The 22148-nt window shown below is 66.7% G+C and carries 21 protein-coding genes and 4 pseudogenes; 12 read left to right on the top strand and 13 right to left on the bottom strand.

Going from position 1 to position 22148, the window contains the following annotated elements:
* Positions 1 to 115: 115 nt before the first annotated feature.
* The 6 genes and pseudogenes from ACPEE0_RS01165 to ACPEE0_RS01190 all read left to right on the top strand — a co-directional run bounded on the left by ACPEE0_RS01165 (position 116) and on the right by ACPEE0_RS01190 (position 5808).
* Positions 116 to 1144 carry an Lrp/AsnC family transcriptional regulator gene (locus ACPEE0_RS01165; RefSeq protein ID WP_407710125.1) on the top strand — a complete coding sequence of 343 codons (1029 nt, stop codon included), beginning with the start codon at positions 116 to 118 and terminating at the stop codon, positions 1142 to 1144.
* A gap of 366 nt (positions 1145 to 1510) precedes the next feature.
* Positions 1511 to 2886, top strand: a pseudogene (locus tag ACPEE0_RS01170) (cation:dicarboxylate symporter family transporter).
* Between the two features lie 41 nt (positions 2887 to 2927).
* Positions 2928 to 3227: a putative quinol monooxygenase gene (locus tag ACPEE0_RS01175; RefSeq protein WP_009358452.1), complete on the top strand. Its 300-nt coding sequence runs from the start codon at positions 2928 to 2930 to the stop codon at positions 3225 to 3227.
* Positions 3228 to 3380: 153 nt separating this feature from the next.
* Positions 3381 to 4271, top strand: coding sequence for a Rieske 2Fe-2S domain-containing protein (locus tag ACPEE0_RS01180; protein ID WP_407710123.1), 891 nt, complete (start codon positions 3381 to 3383; stop codon positions 4269 to 4271).
* A 75-nt stretch (positions 4272 to 4346) separates the two neighbouring features.
* Positions 4347 to 4835, top strand: a complete 489-nt coding sequence (locus ACPEE0_RS01185) for a hypothetical protein (RefSeq protein WP_407710122.1) — start codon at positions 4347 to 4349, stop codon at positions 4833 to 4835.
* Positions 4836 to 4944: 109 nt separating this feature from the next.
* Entirely contained in the window at positions 4945 to 5808 is an 864-nt protein-coding gene (locus ACPEE0_RS01190) for an MBL fold metallo-hydrolase (RefSeq protein ID WP_424573780.1), read from the top strand.
* A 54-nt stretch (positions 5809 to 5862) separates the two neighbouring features.
* Here ACPEE0_RS01190 and ACPEE0_RS01195 read toward each other — a convergent pair whose 3' ends face one another.
* From ACPEE0_RS01195 to ACPEE0_RS01215, 5 genes are all read right to left on the bottom strand, one after another.
* Positions 5863 to 7623: an HNH endonuclease signature motif containing protein gene (locus tag ACPEE0_RS01195; RefSeq protein ID WP_407710120.1), complete on the bottom strand. Its 1761-nt coding sequence runs from the start codon at positions 7621 to 7623 to the stop codon at positions 5863 to 5865.
* A gap of 87 nt (positions 7624 to 7710) precedes the next feature.
* On the bottom strand, positions 7711 to 8913 hold the full coding sequence (locus ACPEE0_RS01200) for an N-acetylglucosamine-6-phosphate deacetylase (protein ID WP_407710119.1): 1203 nt from the start codon (positions 8911 to 8913) through the stop codon (positions 7711 to 7713).
* Positions 8910 to 9707 (bottom strand): copper homeostasis protein CutC, encoded by a 798-nt coding sequence (locus ACPEE0_RS01205; RefSeq protein WP_407710118.1) that lies wholly within the window; start codon positions 9705 to 9707, stop codon positions 8910 to 8912. Before ACPEE0_RS01205 ends, ACPEE0_RS01200 begins: the two co-directional genes overlap by 4 nt.
* Entirely contained in the window at positions 9692 to 10471 is a 780-nt protein-coding gene (gene nagB, locus ACPEE0_RS01210; RefSeq protein WP_009356698.1) for a glucosamine-6-phosphate deaminase, read from the bottom strand. Before nagB ends, ACPEE0_RS01205 begins: the two co-directional genes overlap by 16 nt.
* Positions 10472 to 10516: 45 nt before the next feature.
* On the bottom strand, positions 10517 to 11767 hold the full coding sequence (locus ACPEE0_RS01215; protein ID WP_407710117.1) for a PTS transporter subunit EIIC: 1251 nt from the start codon (positions 11765 to 11767) through the stop codon (positions 10517 to 10519).
* 231 nt (positions 11768 to 11998) lie between these two features.
* Between ACPEE0_RS01215 and ACPEE0_RS01220 the strand changes: the two genes are divergently transcribed.
* Both ACPEE0_RS01220 and ACPEE0_RS01225 read left to right on the top strand, forming a co-directional pair.
* A complete protein-coding gene (locus tag ACPEE0_RS01220; RefSeq protein WP_009356700.1) occupies positions 11999 to 12229 on the top strand; it encodes a glucose PTS transporter subunit EIIB in 231 nt (76 codons plus the stop codon).
* Positions 12230 to 12315: 86 nt separating this feature from the next.
* A pseudogene (locus ACPEE0_RS01225) lies at positions 12316 to 12590 on the top strand (PTS sugar transporter subunit IIA).
* Positions 12591 to 12697: 107 nt separating this feature from the next.
* Here ACPEE0_RS01225 and ACPEE0_RS01230 read toward each other — a convergent pair.
* Together ACPEE0_RS01230 and ACPEE0_RS01235 are read right to left on the bottom strand one after the other, a co-directional pair.
* Positions 12698 to 13036 (bottom strand): GntR family transcriptional regulator, encoded by a 339-nt coding sequence (locus ACPEE0_RS01230; RefSeq protein WP_424575216.1) that lies wholly within the window; start codon positions 13034 to 13036, stop codon positions 12698 to 12700.
* A complete protein-coding gene (locus ACPEE0_RS01235; RefSeq protein ID WP_424573781.1) occupies positions 12987 to 13448 on the bottom strand; it encodes a GntR family transcriptional regulator in 462 nt (153 codons plus the stop codon). Before ACPEE0_RS01235 ends, ACPEE0_RS01230 begins: the two co-directional genes overlap by 50 nt.
* A 183-nt stretch (positions 13449 to 13631) precedes the next feature.
* Here ACPEE0_RS01235 and ACPEE0_RS01240 point away from each other — a divergent pair, with 183 nt between their 5' ends.
* Entirely contained in the window at positions 13632 to 14456 is an 825-nt protein-coding gene (locus ACPEE0_RS01240) for a hypothetical protein (RefSeq protein ID WP_424573782.1), read from the top strand.
* 73 nt (positions 14457 to 14529) lie between these two features.
* On the opposite strand, the pseudogene ACPEE0_RS01245 reads toward ACPEE0_RS01240, so the two are convergent.
* Together ACPEE0_RS01245 and ACPEE0_RS01250 are read right to left on the bottom strand one after the other, a co-directional pair.
* A pseudogene (locus ACPEE0_RS01245) lies at positions 14530 to 16015 on the bottom strand (cation:dicarboxylate symporter family transporter).
* Positions 16016 to 16125: 110 nt separating this feature from the next.
* Positions 16126 to 16743 carry a thymidylate kinase gene (locus ACPEE0_RS01250; RefSeq protein WP_407710113.1) on the bottom strand — a complete coding sequence of 206 codons (618 nt, stop codon included), beginning with the start codon at positions 16741 to 16743 and terminating at the stop codon, positions 16126 to 16128.
* 213 nt (positions 16744 to 16956) lie between these two features.
* Here ACPEE0_RS01250 and ACPEE0_RS01255 point away from each other — a divergent pair, with 213 nt between their 5' ends.
* Complete coding sequence (locus tag ACPEE0_RS01255) at positions 16957 to 17229, top strand: hypothetical protein (protein WP_407710112.1); 273 nt, start codon at positions 16957 to 16959, stop codon at positions 17227 to 17229.
* 1 nt (position 17230) lies between these two features.
* Positions 17231 to 18162, top strand: a pseudogene (locus ACPEE0_RS01260) (threonine/serine dehydratase).
* 33 nt (positions 18163 to 18195) lie between these two features.
* On the opposite strand, the gene ACPEE0_RS01265 reads toward ACPEE0_RS01260, so the two are convergent.
* On the bottom strand, positions 18196 to 18534 hold the full coding sequence (locus tag ACPEE0_RS01265) for a hypothetical protein (protein WP_009356705.1): 339 nt from the start codon (positions 18532 to 18534) through the stop codon (positions 18196 to 18198).
* Positions 18535 to 18684: 150 nt separating this feature from the next.
* On the opposite strand from ACPEE0_RS01265, the gene ACPEE0_RS01270 reads away from it, so the two are divergent.
* Positions 18685 to 19608: a hypothetical protein gene (locus ACPEE0_RS01270; RefSeq protein WP_407710110.1), complete on the top strand. Its 924-nt coding sequence runs from the start codon at positions 18685 to 18687 to the stop codon at positions 19606 to 19608.
* A 9-nt stretch (positions 19609 to 19617) separates the two neighbouring features.
* On the opposite strand, the gene ACPEE0_RS01275 is transcribed toward ACPEE0_RS01270, so the two are convergent.
* The 3 genes from ACPEE0_RS01275 to hisC all read right to left on the bottom strand — a co-directional run bounded on the left by ACPEE0_RS01275 (position 19618) and on the right by hisC (position 22116).
* On the bottom strand, positions 19618 to 20259 hold the full coding sequence (locus ACPEE0_RS01275; protein WP_407710109.1) for an NADPH-dependent F420 reductase: 642 nt from the start codon (positions 20257 to 20259) through the stop codon (positions 19618 to 19620).
* Positions 20260 to 20329: 70 nt separating this feature from the next.
* The gene (locus ACPEE0_RS01280) at positions 20330 to 21010 is read right to left on the bottom strand and encodes a YitT family protein (RefSeq protein ID WP_407710469.1); all 681 of its coding nucleotides are present in this window, start codon (positions 21008 to 21010) and stop codon (positions 20330 to 20332) included.
* 11 nt (positions 21011 to 21021) lie between these two features.
* Positions 21022 to 22116, bottom strand: a complete 1095-nt coding sequence (hisC, locus tag ACPEE0_RS01285) for a histidinol-phosphate transaminase (protein WP_407710108.1) — start codon at positions 22114 to 22116, stop codon at positions 21022 to 21024.
* Positions 22117 to 22148 lie beyond the last annotated feature (32 nt).

The following is a 22148-nucleotide window of genomic DNA, read 5'->3' on the forward strand; positions in this document are numbered from 1 at the left end:
TGGGCTTCCGGCTTGGGGACTATTCTGGAGTGGTGCGCTTCACATTCGTCGAAAGCGCAGTAATTATGCTTCTGCTCCTACTTGGTAGCAGGATTCATGCACGAAAGGACGGCCCATGGAACTCAGCGAGGACGATCTCGCCCTGATCCAGGTGCTGCAGGTCCACCCGCGGCTTGGCTGGGCCGACGCCGCCAAAGTGCTGGGCGTCCACGCCACCACACTGGCCGCACGCTGGGAGCGGCTCAGGTCCAGCGGCGCGGCCTGGGTCACTGCGCATCTGGCCGGAAACCCCCAGCAGATGCTCCTCGCCTTTGTGGCCGTCGACTGCGAGATGAACCAGCGGGACGCCGTCACCGCCCAGCTGGCGGCCCTTCCCGAGATCGTCACGGTGGAGGAAGCGGCCAGCAACCGCGACCTGATGCTGACCGTCATCACCAGGTCGCTTGAGGAATTCAGCACCAACGTCGTCGCCAGGCTGAAGGCCATCGAGGGCCTCACCAAGTACCAGACAGCGCTCTGCACCCGGCTGCACACCAGCGCCGACGAGTGGCGGCTGAACATCCTGGACAAGGCTCAGCTGGCAACGCTGCGGACGCTGGGACAAGGCGCCGAGGGCGCGGGCCGGCATGCTGCGGCAGCTGGGGACCTCCCGCCCAGCCACCTGGCCCTGCTCCCGTACCTGGCGCGGGACGGGAGGGCGACGGCGGCGGACATTGCCCGGGGGCTGGGCCGCCACCCAGCCACGGTGCAGCGGCAGCTGAACCGGGTGCTGGCCAGCGGGATCCTGCTGTTCCGCTGCGAGCTGGCGCAGCGCTACTCATCGTTCCCGGTGACATGCCAGTGGTTCGCGAACGTCCCGGCCGGCAGGCATGAGGAGGCAGCCGCCGCGTTCCGCACCATCAGCAATGTCCGGCTCAGCGCGTCCACCACGGGCCCCACCAACTTCGTGATCATCATGTGGCTCCAGTCGCTGGCCGACGTCATGACGGCCGAGCTGGCGTTGCAGCAGAAAGTGCCGGGCATCGAACTGGTGGAGAGCGTGGTGATGCTGCGGACGGTCAAGCGCGTGGGCTGGATGTTGAACGAGGACACGACGGCGAGCGGCGCCGTGGTCCATGCCGGAACCCCGGGTGCCGCGGACTGAGGTCAGGCCCGCGGAAAGCGTGCGGGGTCCGGGGCCTTGACCAGCGCCAGCGAGGCAGCCACCGAATGGTCCGGCTTCTGCGGCGGCTTTGCGTACGCCCGCAGGACCAGGAGCGATCCAATCGCAGGGGTGCAACGACTGCGGGGAGCTTGCCAGGAAGCCAGCCAGCCGAAAGGGAAGGGAACGACGGCGACCGCGCGCCGCCGTCGTTCCCGTGGCCGCAGGTGACGGGTGTACGCGCACGTGCCATTCCTCTTAATACTTCCGCATTGCGGATTTATCTTTCCGGAAACATGGGAGCCCTAGCGTTACGGATGACCTTGCGGCGCCCCGGGTGCCGACACATTCCAAAGAACAGGCACCGCGATGAAGAACCCAGCGCTCCTCTCCGCGCCGCAACCGCATGCAGGCGGGGCAGCAAGGAAACCCCTTTACAAATCACTTTTCTTCCAGATCCTGGCAGCCGTAGTGGCGGGCATTGTGGTCGGCCACTTCTGGCCGGAGATCGGCGCGGGACTCCGGCCGCTTGGGGATGGCTTCATCCAGCTGATCAAGATGATCATCGCCCCGCTGATCTTCCTGGTGATCGTGACGGGGATTGCTGCTGTCAGCGACGTGCGGGCCGTGGGCCGCGTGGGCGTCAAGGCCCTGGCATACTTCACCGCCGCCACGTTGTTTGCCCTGGTTTTGGCCTGGTAGTGGGGAACGTGGTCCAGCCGGGCGCAGGCCTGAACATTGATCCGGCGTCGCTCTCGCAGGACGCCCTTGATGCCAAAACTTCCACGGCCCCGCCCAAGGATGCCGCAGCCTTCCTGCTGGGCATCATTCCCACCAGCGTGGTGGGCGCGTTTGCCAGCAACAGCCTCCTGCAGGTCCTGTGCTTTTCGGTCTTCTTTGGAGCCGCCATTGTGGTGGTGGGCAGGGAGCGCTGCCTCCCCGTGATCACCCTGATGGAAACTGTGCTGGAGCTGTTCTTCAAGATCATGGGCTGGGTGATGCGGGCGGCGCCGATAGGCGCCTTCGGTGCCATGGCGTTCATTATCGGCCAGTACGGGCTGGGGTCCCTGAGCACCTATGCGCTGCTCGTGGCCGCTTGCTATGGTGCGGCGCTTGTGTTCATCGGGCCGCTCTTCGTGGTTGCGTGGGTGTACCCGCGGGTGCCGCTGTGGCAGTTCATCAAGTACACGCGGGAGGAATTCCTCCTCGCACTCGGGACGGCGTCCACGGAGTCTGTGCTGCCGCGCATCATGACCAAGCTGACAAACGCCGGCTGCTCCCGCGCCACCACGGGCCTGGTGGTCCCTACCGGCTACTCCTTCAACCTGGACGGGGCCGCCCTTTACCTGTCGATCTCGCTTCTCTTCCTGGCCCAGGCCTTCGGGTACAACCTGGATCTTGGCCAGCAGCTCGCCGCCCTCGGCGTGCTGATGCTGACCTCCAAGGGGATGGCAGGGGTCCCCGGGTCCGCATTCCTGGCGCTGTCCGCCACGGCAGGTGCGCTCGGGATTTTCCCGGTGGCCGGCGTGGCGCTGCTCCTGGGCGCCGACCGGCTTATGGATTCCATGCGGGTGGTGGTGAACCTGCTGGGCAACTGTGTGGCCACGTTCGTTGTCGCCAGATGGGAGGGCCAGTTTGACCGGACGGCCATGCTGCGTGCCTTCAACGGCGAGGTTGCGGCCAGGGGAGAGATTGCGACGGCGGGACAGGTTGCCGAGCCTGCCGCGTCGGCGGCAGCGAAGTAGCCTGACGGAATCTGTCCTGCCGTTGTTGCAGACTGGGCACCATGACCTTTGCGAATGTGGGAAGCCTCGGAACCAAGCCCGGCCAGCGGGACGCCGTCGTGTCCATCCTGCTCCGGCCGATGGAGGGACTCAAGGAAGCCGGTTGCCTGCTGTACGAGGTGGGCGTGAACGACGACGCTCCTGACACGGTGTTTGTGAGCGAACTGTGGGAGTCGCCGGAGGCGCACCGGGCCTCACTGCAGCTGGACAGTGTGCGGGCCGCGATCGCCGAGGCCATGCCTCTGCTGTCCGGCGAGATGGGCGGCAGCCAGTTCACGGTGGTGGGGTCGCCGCTGCGGTAACCGGTGCCGGTGCTGCCAGCGGCGGCTTCCGGCCTTCCCCTTCCGTCCCGGCGTCGCTGCCCGGCGTCTGTTGCCTGGCCCTGTTCCCCGGCACGGTCACCAGCTAGGCTCTGGGCACCGACTGGATTCCAGGAAACAGGGTAAGGGAGACCCATGAAGCCGCTGCCTGCACTTGAGCTTGTCACCCGCCTCGAGGACGCCGAATGGCTTGACCCCGTGGCCAAGAGCGTCCGGAAAGTCGTCAGGAAGGTCCTCCGTCCACAATGGGCGAGGGACGTGCTCCACGGTGTTCCCATTGGCCATCCGGTGCATCCGCTCGCAGTCCAGGTTCCGATCGGTGCCTGGGTTTCCGCCGGGGTCCTGGACGCGATCCCCGGCACGGAAAAGGCCGCCGGGATTCTGGTGGGGGTTGGCACTGCAAGCGTGCTTCCGTCGGCGCTGGCCGGTTTCACCGACTGGTCGCAGCTCCACCCGCAGCAGCAAAGGGTAGGCCTGGTGCACGCCGCGGCCAATGTGACGGCGACGGGGCTCTACATTGCGTCGCTGATCCAGCGGGCGAGGGGCAGCCGGAACAGCGGAAAGGTCCTCGCCTACTTGGGGCTTGCCACAGTAGGTGCCGGCGGTTTCTTGGGCGGCCACCTCACCTACCGGCAGGCAGCGGGCGTGAACCACAGCGAGGAGATACCGCACCGCTTCCCGTCAGGATGGCATTCCCTGGCACAGCTTTCGGATTTGCCGGAGGGAAAGCTGCTCAAGCACGAAGTTGCCGGACTGCCCTTGCTCGTCCACCGGGAGGGCGACAGCGTCAACGTGCTGTCCGACGTCTGCAGCCACCTGTCCGGGCCGCTGCACGAAGGCAAACTCAAGGCCGGAGATGCCGGGACCGGCAGCGAACCATGCGTCGTCTGTCCCTGGCATCGGAGCATGTTCTCCCTGCGTACGGGCGAGGTGCAGGCAGGCCCTGCCACGTCCCGGCAACCGCGTTTTGATACCCGTATCACCGGCGGCATCGTGGAGGTTTGCCTGCCGGGCGCCGACGGCTGAGGGCCTTTCGCCCCTACTGCCGGCCAGGCGGCGGGGCGAGACTGGCAGCATGCAAGAGTCAATCGGAGTGGGACCGTGAGGCGGGCAGGGCTTCTGGCCGTCCTGGGATTCGTTGGCCTGACTGCACTGGCCGGTGGCTTGGTGATGGCGCTCGGAAGTTGGCTGGGGCCCGAACGGCTGGGCCTGCCGGCGCAGCTGGTCATGCCCGAGAGCATGCTGGCGGGGTCGCCCTTCAACAGCTACTTTCTTCCTGGCCTGCTGCTGGCACTGGTGGTTGGCGGCACGCACCTCGCCGCACTCATCCTCGTTGCCAGGAACCACCGCTGGGCCGCCATTGCGGCAGCGACGGCCGGCTATTCGATCCTGATCTGGATCTTCGTCCAGATGGTCATCATCCCTTTCACCGTCCTCCAGGCGGTCTATTTCGCAGCCGGCCTGGCCGAACTTGGCCTCCTGCTGCTGTCCCTCGGCTTGATCGGCCATACTTCAGCCACCTCCCCTGAATCGCAGGCGAGAGCCGTTCCGGCCGCCGGGCCACCGTTCAAGCGGTTGCGGACCCGGTAAGGGACTGTGACCCGGTAAGGAACGCTGCACCGGTAAGGAACAGCGGCAGGACTAAATCCATCGCTACGCATGGGCGGGCAAAGGTTCGCTTCATTCGCCGCCGGATGATGTGAAAGCGCGATGTCCTGGAGGAAAATGGAAGGGCAATGAAGCGCATCAGCCAAATCCGGGAAATCGCTCCCGGGGTTGTCCTCATAACCTCGGGATCGGGAGCATTCGCGTCCAACCTCTACTTTGTCCGGTCCGGATCGGCCCGGGTGCTGGTCGATACCGGCTGGGCCGCCAGCGCGGAGCAAGTACACATGGCTGTCCAGCGAATGCTCGGTCCCGGGGAGAACCCCGTGCAATCCTGCTGACCCACCTCCACCCCGACCACTCCGGCGCCGCCGGCACCCTGGCCCGGCTGTGGCAGGTTCCCGTGTACGTCCATCCGGCCGAGCTGCCCATGGCCCAGGGGAGGTACCGGGCCGACTTCTCAATGCCGCTGGACCGGTGGGTGGTCATGCCCGTCATGCGCTCGCTGCCGGCCCCGCTCCGCCGGCGGATCGAGGCCGCCGGGGACATTTCCGACGTCGTCCAACCGCTTGGGCCGGGAAGGGAAGTGCCGGGCCTGCCGGGCTGGAACGCCGTCCCCACACCGGGGCACACACCCGGGCACGTAGCTTTTTGGCGGCCCAGCGACAGGGTTCTGCTTTCGGGTGATGCGGTGGTGACGGTAAACCTGAACTCCCTCCCGGGCATCCTCCTCGCTAGGCCGGACCTTGCAGGTCCCCCCTGGTACACCACCTGGGATTGGAAGGTGGCCATGGAATCGGTGGACCGGCTTGCCAACCTTGGCCCCCGGCTGCTGGCACCGGGGCATGGGCGTCCCCTCGCTCTGGACGTTGTGTCCCGGCTGCATGCCTTGGCCGGGCAGGAAGCCAAACAGCGGACCAGGCCCAGCCAGGTGCGGGGAGGACTCAGGGCCACGTAGCGGACGTCCCTGACTAACGCCGCGGTGGGAACGTAGGAAAACACCGCGGGCACGCTATGCCCTGGCCTTGCGCAGGTACCTCAGAAGGCATTCTTCCGCCGGGGACAATGCCGGACGAAAGTCCACACTGATGACGCCGGCAGGAGACGCCAACGGAGCCTCGGACGGCAGAAGCCTGGGGCCGGCCACATCCGGGGAAGGCATACCGGCGGGCAATTGAGGCGGTTCCCGGTCGGGTTGTTCGGCGGGGTAGGTGCGGCCGGTGGGTGAGGTCCATCCGGGTGGTTCGTTTTTTGTGGCTTGGGTGGGTGTCCAGCCGCTGTTGTGTTTCAGGCGGTGGTGCTTTGGACAGAGTTGTGCCAGGTTGCTGATCCCGGTGGTGCCGCCGTGGTGCCACGCTTGGAGGTGGTCGGCTTCGTTGTCCAGGGCGTTGTTGTTGCAGCCGGGGAAGGTGCATTTGCCGTCCCTGAGGGTGAGGGCTTGTCGCATGGCTTTGGTGAGCCGGTAGCTGGTGCGGCCTATCTCCAGGGGTGCGCCGTCGCGTGGATCGACGAGGACTCGGGTAAAGGAATCTGCCCCTTCGGCGAGGAGTTTACGGGCCATCGCCGCCGGGACGGGACCGTAGCCGTCGAGGGTGGCCGGTTCGTCGGTTAGGCCGAGCAGGGAGAACACGGGGACGGTGACGATGACGTCGGCGCGGGGTGTGGGGACTTTCCCGGTTTCGGGGCTGGTTGCAGCGGGTGTTCCGTGTAGACCGGTTCCGTTAATTCCGATGGCGTCGGTGCAGGTCTGGTCATCGGCGTTCAAGTCCGCTGCTGGTTCGTCTGATCCGACGAGCGTGGCGAGCCCGAGGAATTCACCGGTGATCTTTTCCTGGCTGCCTTCTGTGTCCCCGCCGTCTGCGGGGGTGCTGCTGCTGGGAGTGCTGCCGGCGCCGGTGCTGGCGTCTGTGGTGGTAGTTATGGCTTGGGCGGGGGCGAGGAGGCGTCGGGCGACTTCATCGGCCCTGATTTGGGAAAGAGTGCGGGTTTCGTTGGGGCCCTGGAGGCCGCGGGCGATGGCTGTAGTTTTGTTCCAGGCCGCCAACGCGCAGTCTGCCTGCATATAGATCGCGAACCAGGCCATGCCGTCGCGTTCGGGGGTGAATTCGACCCGCCGGTCGGCTGCGGATTTGGTGTGGCGTTTTTCGATGGAGTCGTGGTGGTGGCGTTCGCGCCAGGCTCGGACCTTGGCCCGCAGCCGGGACGGTACAAGGTTTGTGGCGGGGCAGCCGCGGGCCGGGTTGGGTGCGTCGGGGTCCAGGAAGTGGTCCGCGAGGGCCAGGGCGGCGGGGTGGTCCAGGTTCTCGGTTTCGTCGGCGATGATCCTGGCGCCCTGCCAGGACAAGGACCCGGTGGACAGGGCCTCGTACACGGATGGGAGGGAACAGACCTGCCGGGCCTGGGACAGGAACGCCCCTGCTGCTCCGGAGCTGATGGTCAGGACCCCGGCGATTTCTTCCACTGCCGATATTTCCGCGTACGTGCGGTCCTGGGTGGAGGCGTCCGGTGGTGTCATGGCCTGCTGCAGGTCAAGGGACTGGGCGGCGTCGCGGGCCGTGAGCGCGGCGACCTGTGCCTCAAGCCGCTTTTCCAGGCCCAGCCGCTCCAACCGGATCCGGTAGAGCCGGCCCAGAAGATCAACGCCGGCGCCGCCATCAGCTCCCGCCGCCAGGCCAGTGGTCAGGGCTTCCTCTTCAAGGAACAGCGCGTTCAGGGCAGCCATGGAGGCAAAAACACCCTCCATCGGGGCTGCTACGACCGTGCTGTTTCCCATACCTAAATCATCGCGGGAGGGTCTGACATTCCTGCCCTGCACTAACGCCGGCCCCCCGCATCGGTCACCCGCAGGAATGCAGCCGCACTACGCTGTGGGCGCGAGGGCAGCCACCCATTCGCCCCGGCGCAGAACGCCCGCCAGGGTGAGGCGCGGGCCGACAACGACGACGTCGGCGGGCAGGCCCGCGCGGAGGTCGCCCGCCTGCGAGGACAAGCCGAGGACTGCGGCCGGAACGGCTGTCGCCGACAGGACGGCGTCCTGCAGCGGGACACCCGCGGCAACGGTGGTTCGCACAACGTCCAGCAAGGTGGCGGTTCCACCGGCGATGGCCCCGGTGCTGTCCACGCGCGCCACACCATGGTCGACGGTGACGCCCAGCGAACCGAGTTGGTATGGCCCGTCCTGCAGGCCGGTGGCCGCCATGGAGTCGGTGACCAGGGCGATGTTTTCCGCGCCCACCAGGTCGAACACCAGCTTGACCGTTTCCGTCGCCAGGTGCACGCCGTCTGCAATGAGTTCCACCACCGCATTGCCTGCCCGGGCAGCACTGAGGCTTGCCGAGACCGGGCCGGGGGAGCGGTGGTGCAGGGCGGGCATCGCATTGAACAAGTGCGTGACGGTCGGCCTGAACCGGCCGGTTGGATTGGACGGAGCAGACAGTGCGGCGGCAGCGTGCTCCAGGAATTCGGCAGCGGCGGGCGGGTTCGCGGCGGTGTGCCCCAGGGACGGGATGATGCCGCGTGGTGCCAGCAGGTCCACCAGGCCGGATGTCCCGGGAAGCTCGGCCGCCAGCGTCATGGACGCCAGGGATGGCCCGGCGGCTTCAAGCAGTTCGGTCACCAGGGCCGGATCCGGTTCGAGGAGCAGCGAGGGGTCGTGGGCGCCGCACTGCCCTGCCGCCAGGAAGGGGCCTTCGAGGTGGGAGCCGGCAATGAGTCCTTCCGCTGTCAGGGTCCGCAGCACAGAGAGGTTCCGCACCAGGTTTGCCGGCGAGCCTGTCACCAGGCTGGCCAGCAGGGTGGTGGTGCCGCGGCTGTGCAGGTAGCGGGCCGCCGACCGGGCGCCGTCATCCGAGCCGTCAGAGAAGTCGGAGCCGTTGGCGCCGTGGCAGTGCAGGTCCACCAGTCCGGGCAGCAGGATGTTGTCGGTCGCGGGCCCTGCCTTTCCGCGGTATTCGGACGCCGGCCCGGAATAAGTGACGCGGCCGGCGTCGGCCGCTATGACCCCGTCGGCAATGTCCATGCTTCCGGTGACGATCCGGCCGCGAAGGACCACTTGGTTGTTCATGCTTCCGTGCCTCCCGCAGTGGGTGTCCCCATGGATCCCCTGGCCATTGCCGCGGCCATCGCCGCAGCCAGGGCGGGGTCGGCGTTGGCCACCCGGTCCGCGCCGGAGAGCCCGTGGCGTGCCCGGGCGGAGGTATGGACCGCCTGGACGCCGCTTTCGAGCAGCGACGGTACCAGTTTCAGCGTCACTCCGCCGCCGGCCATGACCTGGACCGACGGCGCGTGGATCCGTCCCAGCTCCACCAGCCGGGCGATCATGCCAAGGCCCAGTACGCAGTCCGGGCTGCCGCCGCTGGTCAGGACACGGTCAACCCCGGCTTTCTCCAGCCGGGCCAGGGCTTCCGCCGGGTCGAAGCCGGCCGCAAGGGCGGCGTCGAAGGCCCGGTGGAACGTCACCTCGGCGGCCGGTTTGTAGCGCCGCGCCACCTCGGTAATGCGTCCGACGGCGGAGGTGTCCGGTCCGCCGTCGGCCGCCAGGACCCCGACCACCACGCCGGCGGCGCCGGCATCCATGGCCGCCGCCACGTCGCGCTCGATCACCGCAAGCTCGCCGGCCGAGTAGGTGAAGTTGCCGGGGCGGGGCCGCACCAGGACGTGGACCGGGAGGCCCACACTGCAGGCCTGCTCCACTGCGGCGATGCTCGGCGTGATGCCCTCCGTCTCGGCCAGGGCCGCGCAGAGTTCCACCCGGGCGGCGCCGGCGGCGGCAGCCAGCCGCACGCCGTCGGCGTCCTCCACAGCGAGTTCAAGTTCAGGAGCGATAACGGCCCGCTCCGTGCTCACAGTCCCTGCCATGCCGGCTTCCGTCCGAAGGTGTCCGTGTAGTACTCCCGGTGCGCCAGCCGGGAGGCCGCGGACTCATCCACCAGGACGGACACGTGCGGGTGCAGTTGCAGTGCCGACGCCGGGCAGATTGCCGCGACCGGACCTTCGACGGCGGCGGCGATGGCTTCCGCCTTCGCCTCGCCCATCGCGAGCAGCAGCAGGTGCCGGGCCTCGCGGATGGTGCCCAGGCCCTGGGTCAGGACATGGTCCGGGACGTCGTCCGCGGAGTCGAAGAAGCGGGCGTTGTCCTGCCGGGTCTGCCGGGTGAGGGTCTTGATCCGGGTCCTTGAGCCCAGCGAGGACATGGGCTCGTTGAACCCCACATGCCCGTCCGTGCCGATGCCCAGGATCTGGATGTCCACCCCGCCCGCCGCTGCGATCAGGCCCTCGTACCGGGCGGCCTCGGCCTCGGGATCCTCCGCCATCCCGTCCAGTCCGTGCACAGCGTCCGGGGCGAAGTCAACGCTGGCGGTGAACTCATCCCGGATCACCGAGTGGTAGGACTGCGGGTGGGCAGCGGGCAGCCCCACGTACTCGTCGAGGAGGAAGCCCTGCGCCTGTGCGAAACTCAGGCCGCCCGTGCGGTGCCGGGCGATGAGCTCCTGGTACGTGCCCAGCGGCGTGGAGCCGGTGGCCAGCCCCAGGACGGACGGGCCGCGGCGGACCTGTTCCTCGATGGCGTCTGCGGCCGTGCGGGCCACGTCGTCAGCGGTGGGAAGGATGATGATTTCCATGCGGGAGTGCTTTCGGGTTGGTGGACGGAACGGGGTGACTGCTGCTTACTTGGCGGCCTCGGTGTCCACCGTGACTTCGTCGTCCTCACGGCCGGGGGTGCGCAGGTTCCAGCGTTTGATGACGAACGAGAACAGGAAGTAGTAGACCACCGCGTAGCCCAGCCCGATCGGAATGAGCATCCAGCCGTTCTGCGACTTCCCGAAGTTGAGGACAAAGTCGATCAAACCCGCCGAGAACGTGAAGCCGTGATGGATGTCCAGGGCGTTGACCAGGGCCATCGACGTGCCGGTCAGCACCGCGTGGACGATGTAGAGCGGGAAGGCCACGAACATGAACGCGTACTCAAGCGGTTCGGTGATGCCCGTGAAGAATGCCGTGAGCGCGGTGGAGAGCATGATGCCGCCCACGATCTTCTTCTGCGAGGGCTTGGCGTGGCGCCACATGGCGAGGGCAGCCGCCGGCAGGCCGAACATCATGATGGGGAAGAATCCGGTCATGAAGACGCCTGCGGCGGGATCGCCGGCGAAGAAGCGGTTGAGGTCGCCGCGGACCAGCTGCCCGGAGGCGTCCGTGAAGTCGCCGATCAGGAACCACAGGCCGGAGTTGAGGATGTGGTGCAGCCCTGCGGGCAGGAGCATGCGGTTGGCGAAGCCGTAGATGCCGCCGCCGAGTTCCGGGTTGCCGGCCACGGCCTGGCCGGCTGCGGAGAGGCCGGCGTTGAAGAGCGGGTAGAAGAGGGCAAGCACGACGCCGGCAACCAGGCTGGTGACGGATGTCAGGATGGGCACCAGGCGGCGGCCGCTGAAGAAGCCCAGGAAGTCGGGCAGCTTGGTGCGGTAGAACCGTTGCCACAGTCCGGCGGAGAGCAGGCCCACCACGATGCCGGCGAGGACGCCGTAGTTGATCACGGCCTGTTTGCCGGCCGGGTCCACCTGCCCGGCGAGGACCAGCGGTGACATCGCCTTGAAGACGCCGTCGATCACCATGTAGCCCACCACGGCGGCCAGGGCGGTGGAGCCGTCTGCCTTCTTGGCCCAGCCGATGGCGATGCCGACGGCGAAGATGAGCGGCAGCCAGGTGAATACCGCGTTGCCTGAGGCGGAGATGACGGCGGCGCCGCCTTCGAAGCCGGGAATGGCGCCGAGCAGGTCCGGCTGCCCGATGCGCAGCAGCAGGCCCGCCGCGGGCAGCACGGCGATGGGAAGCATCAGGCAGCGGCCCAGCCGCTGAAGGGTGGCGAAGGCGCGGTTTGGCTTCTTCTCCGGAGCCAAGGCCGTGGTCTCGGATGTTGACATGGGTACACCTCTGCGGGTTGGGGATGGGGGCTTGTGAAGTGGCGGTTCCAGCCGGTACTGTCTGGTTATGACCAGTTCAGTGTGATTCATCCCACGACCGGCTGTCAAGATCGGCGGAAAACACCGTCGGGACTGTTGGTTCGAAGGAGGGGAAGCCAGAATTGGTCGCACCGGACCGCCGGTCCGGTGCTGAGGAAGTGCTCCATACGGGCACCGTCAGAAAGGGCAGCAATGTCCAAAGCAGAGAAGATTATTGAAGGCCTGGGCGGAGCCGCCAACATCGTCGAGGTGGAAGCCTGCATCACCCGCCTCCGGACCGAGGTGAAGGACGGCTCGCTGGTGAACGAGGCGTCCCTGAAGGCCGCCGGGGCCCACGGCGTCCTCACCGCCGGCACCGCAGTCCAGGTGATCGTCGGCCCCGAAGCCGACTCCCTGGCCGAAGACATCGAGGACCTCCTCTAGTGGCGGAGTCCATGGTGGTCCTTGCCCCCATCAGCGGGGCAGTGGTGCAGCTGTCAGATGTTCCCGACCCCGTGTTCGCGGGGCAGATGGTGGGTTCCGGCGCGGCCGTTGAACCCCCGGCCGGTGAGGCGTTCGACGTCGTGTCCCCCTGGCGGGAAAGGTGGTCAAGCTCCTGCCGCACGCCTTTGTGGTGGTCGGCGAAGCGGGCCGCGGCGTGCTGACGCACGTGGGCATCGACACCGTGAAGCTCAAGGGCGACGGCTTCAAGCTGCTGATCGCGCAGGGCGACACCGTCGCGGCCGGCGAGCCCGTCATGCATGTGGACCCGGCCCCGCCCTGGCGGCCGGCTACTCGATGGTGAGTCCCGTCGTCGTGCTCGACACCAAGCCGGACACGGCAACGCTGCTGGCTGACGGCGCCGTGGCAGCGGGCGCCAGCCTGTTTTCGCTGGACTGACGGACGTCCGGCCTAGAGCCGGACTTCCATGTTGAGCGAGTAGCGGTCGGACCGGTACCAGGAGCGCGAGTGCTCAATTGCCAGGGCGCCCGAGTATGAAACCCGGTCGAAGGCCAGGACCGGCGCACCCGTTCCGGTGCCGAGGAGCGCCCCCACATCGGCGGGGGCGCCCTCGGACCGGACGCTTTGGCGTGCCCGGTCAATCTGGTGGCCGAACTGGGCGGCCAGGGCCTTGTAGACCGAGCCGGTCAGGTCGATGTCCAGGAGTCCGGCGGCGTGCTCCGGGTTGTACCAGGCGTCGTCAACACTGACCGGGCGGCCGTCCGCCAGGCGGAGCCGGCGCAGGTGGATGGCCCTCGGACCCCCGGGGGAGGCTCAGTGCCTCCGCTGTATCGTCGGGCGCCGCGGCTGACTCCGCCACCAGCACTACGGTGCTGGGGACGTGGCCCATGGCCTCCATTTCCTGGGTGAAGGACGCCAGGTGCAGCGTGGACTGGACGGGGGAGTCCGCCACGAACGTTCCCTTGGCCGGAACCCGGACCAGGTGCCCTTCGTTGACCAGGCGGCCTATTGCCGCGCGGACGGTGATGCGGCTGACGCCGTAGGAGTCCATGAGGGTCCGCTCGCTGGGCAGCCTGGCGCCGGGCCCCAGCTCCTCCTTGGCCAGCCGCAGGATGATCATCCGAAGCTGCTCGTGCTTGGGGACCTGGGAGTTGTTGATGGCCGCCCTCGCCGCCTCGGTGCCGGTAGTTGTGGCGGACACTGTTGCCCCTCTTGTCTGTGGAGCGGTCCGGTGCGGACCACTACCTCGGATTATTCCATATTGCCAAAGTTATCCGCCTGTTATTTCCCTCTGCCTGCTGCACCCTTTAGGGTGGAAACACTAAGCATGCTTGCTATTTTCGAAAGGGTTGTACTCATGCGAAAAGTTCCTGCGCTTGGATTGATGACCGCGGCAATGCTGGCCTTGGCCGGCTGCACCGGCGGAGGCGGCGGCACGGCCAGCCCCACTGCCACCGCGACGGCCTCGCCCTCACCTGCCGAGGAAGAAAAGGTCTATACGGAGGATGAGCTGCGCGAGCTCATCTCCGGCAAGACCGACGCGGACGGCAACGAGCTGAAGCTGTACTCCAAGGAGCAGGTGGACCAGGGCGGAAACATCGCCAACCTGCTGCTGAGCACCGCGACGGTGGACCCGGAAGACTGCAAGGACATCGCCACAGCAGGCCTGCTGGACACCGTGGAGAACGGCGAGGTGGCTGTCGCGATCTCCGAAGGCAACCAGCCCCGCACCCTGTCCGCCCAGTCCAGCGGCGAAGGGGAGGACGCCGAGCAGGTCCTCACCGGCATCAAGGGCAAGATGGACCAGTGCGCCACCTTCAAGGTCGAGGCCCTGGGCCAGAGCTACGAGGTTTCCAGCGAGGAGCTGCAGGCGGAGACGGATGCCGACGAGACGTTCGCCACCCTCAGCACCCGCAGCGGGGACAACCAGCAGAAGCTGATGCAGGTTTCCGCTGCGGAGGGACGGCTGCTGGTGGTCGCCACCAAGAGCGGCGCCGAGCTGGGCGACACTGACCAGAAGGAGCTGGAGGACCTCATCAACGAGGTGCTTGAGCAGGCCGACGACGACGGCGGCGCCACCTCAAGCCCGACGTCCACCTACACGTCAACCGCTACGTCCACGGCCTCGCCGGATGACACGGCGTCACCGATGGCCACGGAGACCGAGGATATGGAGACGTCGACGGCCTCGCCGACAGCGTCGCGCTAGTCGCTGATCTCACCAGAAAGGGCGGGCAGGACCAGTTGGTCCTGCCCGCCCTGTGCTGTTTCCGGGGTGTCAATCAGTCCGGGCTGTTGCCCGTACCCACGCGCTCCACCTTGCTCATCTGGAACTGCGGGATTTCCTGCGGGTTCGGCCCGCCGCGGAACTTGGGTGAAGGTACCTGCCCTTCGCTGATCCGCTGGATTTCCTGGTCCTCGAAGACTTCTTCCTTGCCCAGCATGATGGCTGAGTCGTGGTTGGTGATCTCGCCCTTGAAAGCGCGCAGCATGACGCTTCGGTCAAACTGGCCCTCCCACTTGGAAACCACGAACGTTGCCACGCAGTTGCCCAGCAGGTTCACCACCACGCGCATGGAGTCCATGAGCCGGTCGGCACCAAGGAGGAGTGCGACGCCGGCAACCGGGAAGATGCCCAGGGCGGCGGCGGTTGCCGAGAGGGCCAGGAAGGAGGATCCGGGAACGCCCGCCATGCCCTTTGAAGTCAGCAGCAGGATTCCGAGGGCCGCCAGCTGCTGGCCGAGGTCCAGGTTGTGGCCGAAGGCCTGCGCAAGGAACAGCAGGGAGATGGAAAGGTAGATCGCCGCGCCGTCCAGATTGAATGAGTATCCCGTCGGAACCACCAGGCCGGTGGTGGCGCGGGAGCAGCCGGCGTTGGTCAGTTTGGTCATGATGCGCGGCATGACGGCCTCGGTTGATGCCGTTCCCAGGGCCAGCAGGAATTCCTCCCGTGTGTATTTCAAAAACTGCCAGAGCGGGACGCGGGCGGTGGCCCAGGCAACGATGAAGAGCAGGCCGATGAAGACGACGGCGGCTCCATAGCAGGCGGCGATCAGGAGTGCGTAGGTGCTGAGGGTGTCCAGCCCGTACTGGCCGATGATGAACGCCATGGCTCCGAATGCGCCAATGGGGCCACCTTCATGATCCAGGACATGATCTTGAAAACCAGTTCCAGGACCGTTTCCATCAGGCTGATGACCGGCATGCACTTGTCCCGTCCGATGACCACGATGGCGGCACCAAAGAATACGGAGAAGAACAGCACCTGCAGGAGGCTGTTGTTGGCGAACGCCCCTATGACGCTCGCGGGGATGACGTCCAGGATGAATGACGCCGCATCCTTAGGGGCTCCCGCCCCGGTCTTGGCATCCAGGTCAGCCTGGGAGAGTGTTGCGGGATCGATGTTCAAGCCTGCGCCCGGCTGGACGATGTTGGCCACCACCAGCCCGAAGACGAGGGCAAACAAGGTTGCCGCAGTGAAGTAGACGAGGGCTTTGACCCCAACCCGTCCAACCGCCTTGACGTCGCCAACGGCTGAAATTCCAGTGACAATCACCAGGAAGATCAGCGGCGCGATGATCATCTTGATGAGTTTGATGAAGCCATCTCCGAGCGGCCTCAGTTGTGATCCGAGGTCCGGCCAGAAATGCCCAGGAGGACACCTGCCACGACGGCGATCAGAATCTGGAAGAAGAGCGACTTGTACAGCCGCTTCTTCTTCGCGGGCACCGAACTCGCCTTCAGTGCCTCAGGGTTTGGGATCTTCATTGACCTTTGCCTATCAATTGGGAACGTCCCGCCATGCGGGCCTACGCCCAAGGTAATCCCGGTCACACTTATTCCGCAAGAGGAAATTCCATTTCCACAATGCGAAACTACTAATTTCGCTTTGTGACTGCGCCTTTCTGCGTACTTTCAGTCCGGTGCGCCTGCACCCGGGCAACGATGCCGTCCAGTTGCCGGGCCAGTTCCGCCGGCGGCAAGGTAGCGTCCACCTTCACGAAGTCCTGATATTCCGGCAGTTGCTGGTAGGCATCCCGGAAGGCGATGAGGTCCTCCAGCGTTTCGGCATCCGTTCCCCGGGCCATGATCCGCCGGTGCGCCTCGCCGGGGTCAATATCAAAATGGACGACGGCGTCGGGCGCCGGAAGCGCCTTCAGCAGCCAGGGCAGGAAGCGGCCTCGGGGCAGTCCCTTAGTGGTCCGCAATGCCAGCTGGCAGTACAGGTGCCGGTCCATGACCACCAGTCCCTCAAAGCGGCTTGCCCGCAGGTGGGAAAGCAGCACGTTCCACACCCGGAAGGTGGTTTCGAGTGCTTCGGCCAGGCGCTTGGGCAAGCGGATCCCCGTTTTTGCCGACAGGACGGACATGGTGCGCCGGCCGGCGTGGTTGTTCAGCAGCACCGCCTTGCCGCCGAGGGCCGCAACGGAATTCACCAGGGCATGGGCAGCCGTGGACTTGCCGGAACCGTCGATTCCGGTAAGAACAATGATCACGTGGCCTCCTTCTGCCAAGGGTTTAACGCCCCCCGTTCCCGCGACGTCCCGGTTGCGGGCGGATTCACAGCTGGCGGGCGTTTTTCACAGGTTTCCCGGGCAAATCACAGGTTCCACCCTTCCATGCGATCAGGCCCCTGAAAACGTAGGCTGGAAAGCGGCCGGGCCAGCATGGCCGGAAGCAGCGAGTTTCCCAAGGTGAAAGGCAGGACCATGACCACATCCAATGACGAGCCCCTGAACGACGCAGACCTCCGCGGCCCAGGCGACCCCGACGAAGCCAAGACCGCCCCCGGACAGGGGACGGAAGCTCCGCAAAGCGGCCAGCACCCCGAACTGCCGGGCGCATCCAACATCCGCGAGGAGCAGCAGGCCCATGCCGGCGGCACCGTCCCGGCGTCGTACGTCGGCAGCGGAGAGCCAGGGCAGGAGCACAAGCCCGAGGAAGCCCTCGACGAGCCGGGAACCTGGGACGACGAAGTCTGACGTGATCACCCGTACCCATGTTGACGAGGCTGCGGACCGGACCGCCGGCCTCACCCGCCTGACACCCGTTATGGAAGCCGACCGAAACGCGTTCCCCGGGCAGGCCTGTTCAAATGCGAGTTCATGCAGCACACCGGTACTTTCAAGGCCAGGGGTGCCCTGAACCGGATCCTGGCCAGCAAGGAACGCGGCGAACTCCGGCCTGATGTGGGCGTGGTGGTGGCCTCCGGCGGAAACGCGGGCCTCGCCAACGCCTACGCGGCAGCCCAGCTTGGCGTCCCCGCCACGGTGTTTGTTCCGGCCGCAGCGCCGGAGGTCAAAGTCCACAAGCTCAAGGCCATCGGCGCCACGGTGGTGCAGGGCGGTGCGGAATACGCCGAGGCCTACCAGGCGGCTGTGGTGTACGCCCGGGAAACCGGCGCGGTGTACTGCCACGCCTACGACCAGCCCGAAATTGCGGCGGGCGCCGGAACCGTTGGTTCCGAACTGCTGGAACAGGTGCCCGGCGTCGAAACCGTCCTGGTGGCTGTGGGCGGCGGCGGACTGATGGCAGGCGTTGCGGCCGCCGTGGAAGGCCATGCAAAAGTCGTGGCCGTGGAACCGCACGGTGCGCCCACCCTGCATAGCGCCCTTGCAGCGGGAGAACCGGTGGACGTGGCGGTGTCCGGCGTCGCGGCCGATTCGCTGGGAGCCCGCCGCGTCGGTGACATCGGCTTCTCCGTGGCGGTCCGCACCGGCGTCGAAAGCGTCCTGGTGTCCGACGAGCACATTGTTGCGGCACGAACGCAGCTCTGGAACACCTACCGGATGGTGGTGGAGCATGGTGCCGCTGCCGCCTATGCCGCCCTCACCAGCGGCGCCTACAGGGCGCGGCCGGACGAGCGTGTGGCTGTGATCCTCTGCGGCGCCAATACGGACCCGGCCAGCCTGTAGCACAGGCGGCCGGGCCCGGTCCGTGACGGCTGCCTAGCTGCAGAACTCGCTGTAGGTGCTGCCGGCTTCCTCGTAATCGGCCTGGAGCTCGGCGAGCTTGGCTTCGTCCGGCGTCTCCTTCGCCTGCTCGTCCGTGTACTCGATGATCGAAGCGAGGGCAGGCTTCAGGTCGTCGGAAGCAACGGCGTGGATGGGGCGGATCTGGTTTGCCAGCCGGTTCATGCCCGTCTTGCCGGCGCTGTTGGCAGGGTTCGACACAACGGACTGGATCCGCTCGCAGGTTTCTGCGGTGGACAGTTGGTGGGAGGCGGAGCAGGCTGTAGCCGAAGCAACCAGGCCGGCGGCGAACAGGACTGTGGCGAATTTCTTCATGGATCCCTCAGTAGTCGATAGAGGTTTCGATTGTAAGCAGAATGGGGGCTCCGATGCCTTGGCGGGCCCAACTCCGGTACTTAAACTGGCTACACCATCGTGTGGAGCTGCCGCAGAGGGCCCCGCGCATTATCCAGATCAGGAAGCATTATGCGCCGAACAGTACAACGCCGTGCAGTCATCGGGTTCATCGCTTTAATGGCCCTCATCCTTCCCACCGCCGTTCCCGCCTCCGCGGGTGAATCGCCGCGAGACAGCGTCATCGTGCTCGACGGCGCCACCTCCGCCGAGGGCATCGCGGCGGGCCGGGGGACTACCTTCTATGCGGGTGAGCTGGAATCCGGGGACATCTTCAAGGGGGATATCCGGGATCCGAAGGCCACGCGTTTCATAGATGCGCCAGCCGGCCGGCAGGCGGTGGGCATGAAGTTCGATGCCGGCACCAACCTGCTCTTCGTGGCAGGGGGCCAAACGGGCAAGGCCTTCGTCTACAACACGGAGACCAAGGAATCCGTAGGGGAATTCACCCTGGCGCCGGGCTTCATCAATGACGTCACCCTCACCAGGGACGGGGCCTGGTTCACCAACTCCGCACGCGGAGAGCTTTACCGGCTGCAGGTCAGCCGGGAGGGGGAGCTGGAGGGCCTTGAGACGGTGCCGCTGAAGGGCCCGGCCGCCGAACTGCCCGGGCCGTTCAACCTGAACGGCATCACGTCGGTGCAGGGCGACCGGGTGCTGATCGTTGCACATTCCGCCAAGCAGGCCCTTTTCACAGTGGATCCCGACACCGGTCAGAGCGCGCTGATTGACACGGGAGCACTTCCCAATGTGGACGGCATTATTGCCCGTGGCAAGACCGTGTGGGTGGTGCAGAACTTCCTCAACCAGGTCAGCCGGGTCAAGCTCAACCACGACCTGTCCTCGGGCGAGGTCCGGGACGTCATCACGAGTGACAGCTTCCAGATTCCCACCACGGCGGCCTTGTTCGGCAACACCCTTGCAGTGGTGAACGCCAAGTTCGACGAGCCGGCAGCGGATCTGCACGAAGTGGTCCTGGTCCCCGCCCGGGAATAGCCCCGCGGCCTAGATGGTCCGGGTTGCCAGCGCCAGGTTTTCCTTCAGCTCGGCCGCGTTCTGCCGCACGACATATGCCGGGCGGTCCCGTTCCACCCGCCAGCTGTCCTCGAGCAGCCCGATGTTGACGGTGTCGAAGCCGAACTCGTCGTACAGCCGGGTCACCAGTTCGGCGGCCTCCGGGTAGTCGCTGGCGGTTGCCAGGGCGCGGCGGTTTTCGGTACCCGTCGGAGTGCCGTCGGTGGTGATCTGGGACGCCATGATGTGGTTGAAGCCCTTGGCCACCTTGGAATCGGGCAGGTGCTCCTGGAGCAGCCCGGAGGTGGTGGCCTCGCCGTTGTCGAGGGCGGGGATCCGGCCGTCCCGCTCCCAGTAGTAGTTGTTGGTGTCGATGACCACCTTGCCGGCCAGCGGTTCCACGGGGATGTCCTTGTAGTTCTTCAGCGGGACCGTGACGACGGCGAAATCGCCTGCCGCTGCTGCTTCCGCCGGTGTGGCGGCCCGGGCGTTCGGCCCGAGTTCCGCCACGAGTCCGGCCAGGGTCTCCGGCCCGCGGGAGTTGCTGATGACCACGTCGTAGCCCAACTCCACCGCCTTCCGGGCAACCTGGCTTCCAATATGTCCTGCACCGATAATTCCGATTGTTGTCATATCGGCCCCAACCACCGCCCGCACGAAGATATTTCTGGCGGTTTCGGGGAATAAACAAGCCTCTCGGCGCCTACTTTCCGAGGTAGCGTCCGGGACGGTGGTTCAGCGCGAGGATGAGGTTCAGCAGCGTGGCGCCCACTGCGGACAGCAGCACCATCAACGGAGGCACCAGGACCAGCGCCGCCAGCACGATGGCCACGTCCAGCACCATCTGTACGTACCCGGCCCGCCATTTCAGCTTCTCCTGCAGCAGCAGCGCCAGGATGCTGAAGCCGCCCAGGCTGGATTTGTGCCGGAACAGGATGAGCAGCCCGACGCCGGCCAGCAGGTTTCCGCCGAGCACGCCGTAGACGGGGTCGATGGCCAGCGGTCCCAGCGCCCAGGGGTGCAGGCTTGCCATGGCCGAGACCAGGGCAATCGCCGCACCGGTGCGCAGCGCGAAGTTCCAGCCCTTTTTCCACACCGCCAGGCCAAAGAACGGCAGGTTTACAGCGAAGAAAATCACGCCGAACGGCAGCGGCAGGGTGTAGCTGAGCAGCAGGGCCAGGCCGGCCGTGCCGCCGGTGACAGCCTCGCTGGACTTGAGCAGGTACAGGCCCAGGGACGCGGCGAACGTCCCGGTGAGGATTCCCAGGACATCCTCAAGCAGGGAATGGCGGACGGCCGACGGCGGCGTGGCGGGCGCCGCCGTCGTCGAGCCGTGCGCTGTGCCCGGCCCGGCGCTGCGAACGTCTGCGGTGGGGGTGGGCATCGTGGCGGTACTCACTGGGCAGCGAACCGTCCGCGGTCAGCCAGGACAGCGAGGACGCGGTCATTGGTTTCCCGGTCCGCCAGGGTGACCCGGACGCCGTCGCCCGCATAGCCCCGGGCGAGGATGTCCGCATCGGCCAGGGCAGCAAGCAGCTGTTCCCGCAGTCCGTCCGAGGCGCGGAGCCAGTAGAAGTTGGCCTGGCTGTCCGGGACGTCCCAGCCGAAGCTGCGGAGCGCGGCGATGACCCGTGTGCGTTCCTGTGCCACGGCGTTGGTCCGTGCACGGAGTTCATCCCCGGCTGCCAGCGACGCGACGGCGGCGGCCTGGGCCATCCGGTTGACGCCGAAGGGAATGGCGGTCCGGCGGAGTCCGTCAGCCACGGACGGGCGGGCGATGGCATAGCCGATCCGCAGGCCGGCGAGGCCGTAGGCCTTGGAGAAGGTGCGCAGGATGCACAGGTTGGGGTAGCGCCGGTAAAACTCCAGCGCGTCCACGCCGGGGCCGCGCTGGTATTCGATGTAGGCCTCGTCCAGCACCACCAGCACCCGGGACGGAACGGATTGCAGGAAGTCCTCCAGTGCGCCGGCGTCAATGGAGACGCCCGTCGGGTTGTTGGGGGAGCAGAGGATCACCAGGCGCGTGCGGTCCGTGATCGCGGCGGCCATGGCCGGGAGATCGTGCTGTTCATTGTCCAGCAGCGGGACCGGGACAGGCGCGGCGCCGGCCACGGTGACCAGGATGGGGTAGGCCTCGAAGGACCGCCACGCGAAGACCACCTCGTCCCCGGAATCGCACACGGCGGTGATGATCTGTTGCAGTACGCCGGAGCTGCCGGGGCCGGCGGCGATTTCCTCCGGTGACACCCCGTGGTGGCGGGCGATGGCCTCGCGGGCGTCCACGGCGCCCATGCTGGGGTACCGGTGGATCCGGCCGGCTTCGGCAGTGACAACCTCGACGACGGACGGCAGCGGAGCAAAGTGGCTTTCGTTCGAGGCCAGGGCGGCAGTCAGTTCAGATTCTGCGCTTCTACCGGCAACGTACGCGGGAAGGTTTGCGACGGCGGCGCGCAGCCCGGGTGCGGCAGTTTCGGGGAGGGTGCTGGTCATGAAAAGCATCGTGGGCCAGGAACGTGCGTATG

Origin of the sequence: Arthrobacter sp. SD76, from assembly GCF_049726125.1 — a bacterium.
Taxonomy (GTDB): domain Bacteria; phylum Actinomycetota; class Actinomycetes; order Actinomycetales; family Micrococcaceae; genus Arthrobacter; species Arthrobacter nitrophenolicus.

Excerpts from the sequence above, each read along its gene's own strand:
- ACPEE0_RS01165 (WP_407710125.1), top strand. The coding sequence starts at position 116 with ATGGAACTCAGCGAGGACGATCTCGCCCTGATCCAGGTGCTGCAGGTC.
- ACPEE0_RS01175 (WP_009358452.1), top strand. The coding sequence starts at position 2,928 with ATGACCTTTGCGAATGTGGGAAGCCTCGGAACCAAGCCCGGCCAGCGG.
- ACPEE0_RS01180 (WP_407710123.1), top strand. The coding sequence starts at position 3,381 with ATGAAGCCGCTGCCTGCACTTGAGCTTGTCACCCGCCTCGAGGACGCC.
- ACPEE0_RS01195 (WP_407710120.1), bottom strand. The coding sequence starts at position 7,623 with ATGGGAAACAGCACGGTCGTAGCAGCCCCGATGGAGGGTGTTTTTGCC.
- ACPEE0_RS01200 (WP_407710119.1), bottom strand. The coding sequence starts at position 8,913 with ATGAACAACCAAGTGGTCCTTCGCGGCCGGATCGTCACCGGAAGCATG.
- ACPEE0_RS01205 (WP_407710118.1), bottom strand. The coding sequence starts at position 9,707 with ATGGCAGGGACTGTGAGCACGGAGCGGGCCGTTATCGCTCCTGAACTT.
- nagB (WP_009356698.1), bottom strand. The coding sequence starts at position 10,471 with ATGGAAATCATCATCCTTCCCACCGCTGACGACGTGGCCCGCACGGCC.
- ACPEE0_RS01215 (WP_407710117.1), bottom strand. The coding sequence starts at position 11,767 with ATGTCAACATCCGAGACCACGGCCTTGGCTCCGGAGAAGAAGCCAAAC.
- ACPEE0_RS01220 (WP_009356700.1), top strand. The coding sequence starts at position 11,999 with ATGTCCAAAGCAGAGAAGATTATTGAAGGCCTGGGCGGAGCCGCCAAC.
- ACPEE0_RS01240 (WP_424573782.1), top strand. The coding sequence starts at position 13,632 with ATGACCGCGGCAATGCTGGCCTTGGCCGGCTGCACCGGCGGAGGCGGC.
- ACPEE0_RS01255 (WP_407710112.1), top strand. The coding sequence starts at position 16,957 with ATGACCACATCCAATGACGAGCCCCTGAACGACGCAGACCTCCGCGGC.
- ACPEE0_RS01265 (WP_009356705.1), bottom strand. The coding sequence starts at position 18,534 with ATGAAGAAATTCGCCACAGTCCTGTTCGCCGCCGGCCTGGTTGCTTCG.
- ACPEE0_RS01270 (WP_407710110.1), top strand. The coding sequence starts at position 18,685 with ATGCGCCGAACAGTACAACGCCGTGCAGTCATCGGGTTCATCGCTTTA.
- ACPEE0_RS01275 (WP_407710109.1), bottom strand. The coding sequence starts at position 20,259 with ATGACAACAATCGGAATTATCGGTGCAGGACATATTGGAAGCCAGGTT.
- ACPEE0_RS01280 (WP_407710469.1), bottom strand. The coding sequence starts at position 21,010 with ATGCCCACCCCCACCGCAGACGTTCGCAGCGCCGGGCCGGGCACAGCG.
- hisC (WP_407710108.1), bottom strand. The coding sequence starts at position 22,116 with ATGACCAGCACCCTCCCCGAAACTGCCGCACCCGGGCTGCGCGCCGCC.